Origin of the sequence: Chamaesiphon sp. OTE_8_metabat_110 (assembly GCF_031382685.1) — a bacterium.
Lineage (GTDB): Bacteria > Cyanobacteriota > Cyanobacteriia > Cyanobacteriales > Chamaesiphonaceae > Chamaesiphon.
The window spans coordinates 1-6,466 of the sequence record NZ_JANMZA010000579.1 but is presented as its reverse complement, the minus strand read 5'-3'; the positions used below and the strand labels follow the sequence as shown (position 1 = coordinate 6,466).

At 50.2% G+C, this 6,466-nt stretch carries 3 protein-coding genes; all 3 read right to left on the bottom strand.

Annotation, left to right across the window (positions count from 1 at the left end; all coding sequences use genetic code 11):
- Positions 1-977, bottom strand: a 977-nt coding sequence (locus RMO52_RS20960; RefSeq protein ID WP_310418176.1) for a polyketide synthase, incomplete at its 3' end; no start/stop codon positions are given.
- Positions 978-1,227: 250 nt separating this feature from the next.
- Positions 1,228-4,695 (bottom strand): amino acid adenylation domain-containing protein, encoded by a 3,468-nt coding sequence (locus tag RMO52_RS20955; RefSeq protein WP_310418173.1) that lies wholly within the window; start codon positions 4,693-4,695, stop codon positions 1,228-1,230.
- Positions 4,696-4,926: 231 nt separating this feature from the next.
- On the bottom strand, positions 4,927-6,423 hold the full coding sequence (locus tag RMO52_RS20950; RefSeq protein ID WP_396135070.1) for a 3-oxoacyl-[acyl-carrier-protein] synthase III C-terminal domain-containing protein: 1,497 nt from the start codon (positions 6,421-6,423) through the stop codon (positions 4,927-4,929).
- Positions 6,424-6,466 lie beyond the last annotated feature (43 nt).

Genomic DNA, 6,466 nt, shown 5'->3' with positions numbered 1-6,466 from the left:
GCGCGAAAGGTTTGTGTCATCGCCGCAACTTCGTTCGGATCGCCCAATGCCGTACCAGTACCGTGAGTTTCCATATAGCTAATAGTTTCCGGCTCGACTTCTGCCATCAGTTGAGCGGCGCGAATCACCTTGGCTTGCCCTTCCTGACTGGGTGCGGTGTAGCCGACTTTCATCGCCCCATCGTTATTAATCGCCGAACCTTTAACTACCGCATAAATCCGATCTCGATCGGCGATCGCCTCTTCTAAGCGTTTCAATACTACAATCCCCAGCCCATTACCGCCCACAGTGCCATTTGCACCACTGTCGAAAGCGCGACAATGCCCATCGGGAGACACGATTTCGTCAGGCGAGAGGGTAGTTTCACTCTGGGGCACCTTCACCGCCACCCCCGCAGCCAGAGCCATGTCACATTCGCCACTGAGCAGACTTTGACAGGCTAAATGCACTGCAACTAAGGAACTAGAACAAGCCGTCCCCACGCTGATACTCGGTCCCCGGAGATTCAATTTATAAGAGACACGAGTGGGTAAATAATCTTTATCAACTCCCACTAATGTGGGCAAAAATCCCCGCGATTCGATTAATCCTGGATTCGGGCTGAGGTTATATAACAGGTAAGTTCCCATCCCTACACCTGCAAATACCCCGATCGATCGTTCCTCATCTTCCGAGCTATAACCAGCATTTTCGAGAGATTCCCAAGCCGATTCCAAAAACAACCGATGTTGAGGATCCATTGTTTCGGCTTCTTTAGGATTGAAACCAAAAAAAGCCGCATCAAATCGATCGACATCTTTTAGTACCGCCCCAACCCGCTCGATGCCATTAGATCGTGCCTCACCCTCACTAAATGGTGTAATTAGTTCGACCCCATTTTCTAAGTTTTGCCAAAAATCCTCGATCGTCTCCCCGCCTGCAAATTTGCCAGCTAGTCCAATTACTGCTATTTCTAAACCGTTAAAATTTGAAGTCATATCACTATATTTTTATTGTTTTTGGTAATCGATAATTGGGATGGTGCGTTACGCTTCGCGATAACACACTACGCATTTTGGTTCGGAAAATCCCCTCCTCGGAGGGGTGCCCGTAGGGCGGGGTGGGTCGGGTCTAAGCTTCACGCCAGTAAGTTATTGGTGGGGTTGAACAGGTTTGTACGAATGTTATTCATTTTTTAACCGCAGAGGCGCAGAGAGCGCAGAGAAGATCGAACAGAGAGAATTGCTCTTATTTACTAGCTAACTTAGACCTTTCTAACCGTTGCTTCAACCGATCTTTCCCCTGACTTAACTTCTGCCGATCCTCAACACTTTGCTGCCCCAAAACATTCACATCCTTAGCTTGCATTAACCGCTGTGCCAAAGCTCTAACTGTTGGATAATTAAACAAATCCACCAGCGAAGTCGATGCGATTTGCACGGGTAAAACCTCACTTAATTTGCGATAAACAGTGGTAATTAGTAATGAATTAGCACCCAGATCGAAGAAATTATTAGTAACCCCAATTTCCTCGATTTCTAATACCTCTTGAAAAATGGACGCGATCGAACGTTCGATTTCATTTTGCGGGGGAGTATAAACTACCTCCCTCGATCGAAATAGATCGATTTGGGTGGGTAATGCTTGCCTGTCAACTTTGCCATTGACTGATAGTGGCAAAGCATCCAGAAACATGAAACTCGATGGCACCATATAATCGGGGAGTTTGCGCCCCAGGGAGTCGCTCAGTTCCTCGACGGTGGGTACATCCGCTCGTCCAGATACGATATAAGCTACCAACCGCGCTTGCTGGCTGTCGCCGATAACTTTGACGATCGCGGTTTGCACGGCGGGATGTTGCATCAGGGCTGCTTCTACTTCCCCAGCTTCGATCCGATAGCCGCGCAGCTTGATTTGAAAGTCTACTCGTCCCAAAATTTCGATCGTGCCATCGGGTAAATAACGCCCGCGATCTCCCGTCCGGTAGAGCCTTTCACCCGTGCGCGGATGTACGATAAAGTTAGCATTCGTCCTTTCCTCATCGCGCCAATAACCTTTAGCTACCTGTACGCCAGCACAATACATTTCACCCGCTACCCAAGTAGGACAGTTATTTAAAGCTCGATCCAAGATGTAATATTTAGCATTCGCCATCGGTTGCCCGTAGGGAATGCTTTTCCAAGTAGGATCGACTGCGCCGATTTGGTAGCCGATATTCCAAATTGTAGTTTCGGTAGGGCCGCCAATACTCAATAATTCGATCGCGGGTACTAGGTTGCGAATTCGATCGGGTAGTGTCAGTGGTAGCCAATCTCCACCTAAAATCGCCAAGCGCAAATTGCTAGCAAATGAGGTATTCTCGACGGCATTTACCAGCATTTCCATCATCGGCGGGACTGAGTTCCACAATGTCACACGTTCGCGCTGGATTAATTCCGCCCAGTGATTGGGATCTTTAACTAGCCGCGCATCGGGAATAACGATCGATCCACCTGCCGCCAGCAATCCGAAAATGTCATACACCGATAAGTCGTGATTGAGCGCGGTGAGAGCTAAGATCCGATCGACAGATCCAATCTGAAACCGCTGGTTGGTATGGACTACCACATTAGCTACATTCCGATGTGTCACCATCACCCCTTTCGGTAAGCCAGTGGAACCGGAGGTGTAAATTACATAAGCTAAGTCGTCGGGAGTTTGGACGGATTCCAGCGGTGCGGTACTCTCTGTAGTTAAATCTTCAGTATCGATCGATAACCGCTGAATCGATTTATCCCACAGTAATTTGTCCTCTAACCAGGATTGAGTAAGAACGATCTCGATGTCGCTATGTTTGAGTAAATACTGAAGGCGTTCCGGCGGTAGATCGGGCGCGATCGGCACGTAAGCCGCCCCAGATGCTAAAATCCCCATCACGGCGACGATCTGTTCCCAGCCTTTTTCCATCACCACGCCGATTAATCGATTTGGCTGTGCCCCAAGCTGTCGCAAGCGATAACCAAGGCAATTGGCACGAATGCTCAATTCTCGATAAGTTAGGGATTTACCCGCAGCGATAACGGCGATATTATCGGGCTGTTGTAACACGCGATCGGCAAATAGCTCGTGTAATAATGCGTCGGAAATCGCTGCATCAGTCTCGTTAACCGCTGCCCGTGCTAGTAATTGTGCTGGCGGCAACAGTTGGGGATGTGGCTCCTGCCAGATCGCATCATCATCTGCCAGATGTTGGAGTAAATTGCAGTAAGCCGCAAACATATCATCGATCGCGCCTGCGGGAAATAGTTCCTCTACTACATCCCAATTGAATGTCAGCGTTTCTTGCTCTTCCCACACTTGAATATCCATCCAAGCTTGCGAGGCTTGACTGATTCCATAGACTAATTCACCAAAATGGCTAAATGTCAAGGTTTCCTGCCCGATACCTGCAAACCCCAACGTACTGGTAAAGATTACAGGCATCGCATTCGGGACATTCCCTTGACGGCGGGTGAGTTCCCGCGTCACCCGTACCCCACTATAGTAGCGGTGTTCCAGATCTTGCCAGAGTTGGGTTTGAATCCGCATCGCTCGATCGCGGAACGATTCAGGCGCAGAATTATCTACCCCTAGCAGTGTTACCGATGTGAAATCTCCCAACAGCCGATCGACGTGAGGATGCAGCGGCAATCGATTAAATAGTGCCAAATTGAGCGTAAATTGCGGATTCTGGCTCCACAGCGCGAGAATTTCGGCAAAGGCAGCCAGCAACATCCCCGAAGGAGTCAGCCCGATATTTTTCGCTTTCTGCTTCAGCCGCTGCCAATCCGCCGTCTTCATCTGCGCGTTATAACGCCGACAGCGGTGCTGTTTGAGTTCCTTGGGACTTTTCGCCAGGGGTAAATCCGGTGCGGGTGGTAGCTTGTCTATTCGATCGAGCCAATATGCCCGCGATCGCTTATATAGCTCGGTTTGACAGAGATTTTGTTCGGCGATCGCATAATCCCGAAATGAGATATCTAATGAGGGCAACACACAATCCGGCTGCTGATAGACTTGAAACCACTCCTCAAACAGGCGAAACAAGCTCCACGCATCAAATACCAGCAGATCGTAACTAATATGCAACCGCAATCGCGCACCATCCAACCGCGTCACCCGAAAATCAAACAACGGAAAGCGATCGGCTGGTAACACCTGATGAGACATCTCTTCCCGCACCGCCGCCAATCCAGCCGCGATCTCAGTCTCAGTCTTCCCCCGCAAATCCACAACTGGCATCTGGTACAGCGGCACCTCCGCCAGAATCCGCTGCTGTCCGTCCGGCATTACCACCGCCCGTAACATATCGTGTCGATCGATTAATCGTTGCAGCGCGGTATTGAGTCGATCGACATCCAGATCGCCGCCTTCAATTTCGTAATAACCATGATTGGAAACACCACCCAGCTCCAAAATCCCACTCCGCCCGATCCAAAAAGCGTGCTGCATATCCGTCAGCGGAAATGGTTCATACCGCGACTCCGGTGCAGGCACGAGCGTGGGTAAATCGTTAACAGGCTGGCGATCGCGATGTTGATGCAGCAACGCCACAATCTCCGCTTTCTGCGCTGTCAGTGCATCGCGCACTTCACTGGTTAATGTCCCCTGCGGTGCATCGACAATGAGGGCATCCCCTTCTATGGATAATTTAATTCCTCGATCGGCTAGTGAGTCAATTAGTAAATGTAGATTCATAAATTGATAATTGAGAATTGATAATGTTCCGCTCTCTGCGTCTTCTGCGCCTCTGCGGTTAAAAAATCTTGGAAACGATCGATCGGCTGGGCTTCGTTTCTAGATCTGAATCCCCCAAACCCCCTTAAAAAGGGGGCTAAGATCCGGTCAAAGTCCCCCTTTTTAAGGGGGATTTAGGGGGATTCTTCGGGTTTACGCTTAACAGAATCGATCGCTCAACACCCCAAACCCCTACAAGCTAAATACTTCTCGATCCGATCGATCCACATCGCCCTCATCCCTCACCACCCCTCCCATCATTTCCGAGATCGCCATGCGATCGAGCAAAAACTCCGTCAGATCGCGAATATTCCGCTCCCCTAAAAACTGCTCCATCGGAACCCGAATCTCTAAACTAGCTTCGAGTTGACTCCGAAAAATGACCGCCAGCAACGAATCCAGCAACGTTGTCAGCACCACTTGAGGATCGAGATCGGCTGGTGAAAGTTGGCGTAAATTGGCTAAGGATTCCACTAAATAAGCTTCGAGAATGGCATGACGATCGCCCACAGGCACTGCCAGCAGTCGTTCTTTAATCCCCCTACTCGCAACCGCATTACTCGCTGATGGTACGAAACTCTCGCTCGATCGAATCGTTACCAATTCAGTACTAGCACTACCCAACGCCACATCCCCCCAGCGCATCACCATCGCCGCCGCCGTTGCTCCCGCACCATTGGCATATACCAACACCAGATCGTCTGGGCGAATTTTGCCACTAACCGCTGCATGATAGAGATTGGCAAGGGGGAAAACTGGGCCAATATTGGCATATGTCGGGTAGAGATCGATAACCCGCGCTGGATCGATTCCCAGTGCTTTGGCGCAAACGCTGGCATACCAAGCCGTCGGGGTATTAAACGCAAAATAATCGATGCGATCGAGACTCATCCCCACCGCCGCTACCGCCGACTGACAGCACTCGCGCACCGTATCGGCTGCCGTTACTGCTAAACTGCTGACATTCTCCCCCGTTCCCGTTTGAATGCGGGGATTGCCTTGGGAATCGATCGTCAGTTCGTGAGTATATGCCCCGCAAGTTGCGATCGTCGGGACGATCTGCATACTGAGAATGCCGCGATCCGCTCGATCTGCACTAACCACCATTGCCCCCGCACCATCACCCATCGACCATGAGAGAGTATCGGCATCATTTACCGCCTGAGAGCCAATGTGCGACACCACAATCAAAATCTGGCGATAGGTGCCAGTTTGGATGAAAGCCTGGGCGGTTTGGAGCGCGATTAACGCACTGGCACAAGTAGATTCTAGATTCCACGCCGGACAGCTCAATCCCAATTGCTGGGCGAGATGAGTCGCCAAACCAGGGCCGATATCACTGGGAAACAGGGAAGAGACGATCGCCAGATCCACGTCTGCCGCCGTCAGATTTGCTGCTGTCAGAGCCGATCGAGCCGCCTGACACTCTAACATCAGAGATGACTCATCACCCGCCAATACCCGCCGTTGGACGCTGCCTCGAAACGGATCTGCTAAAAAGGGTGTAACCTCTTGCAACCACAGATCGATCCCAGTGGGAATGGGAATTAAGTCCGTAGCTGGAGTGCGCCTGACCTCTCGCTGTCTGGTTTTGGCGAATAAGTCAGGGAATTTTTCCAGCCAATAATCGTTTGTGCGAATAGTCTGAGGAAAGTTGATGGCAAGCGCTCGGATACTAACTGACTGCATGGTAAATGTCGATTTTAATTTATATTTTTGAATATTATTCTCA

Coding starts and splice junctions, on each gene's coding strand:
- RMO52_RS20955 (WP_310418173.1), bottom strand. CDS start 4,695: ATGAATCTACATTTACTAATTGACTCACTAGCCGATCGAGGAATTAAA.
- RMO52_RS20950 (WP_396135070.1), bottom strand. CDS start 6,423: ATGCAGTCAGTTAGTATCCGAGCGCTTGCCATCAACTTTCCTCAGACT.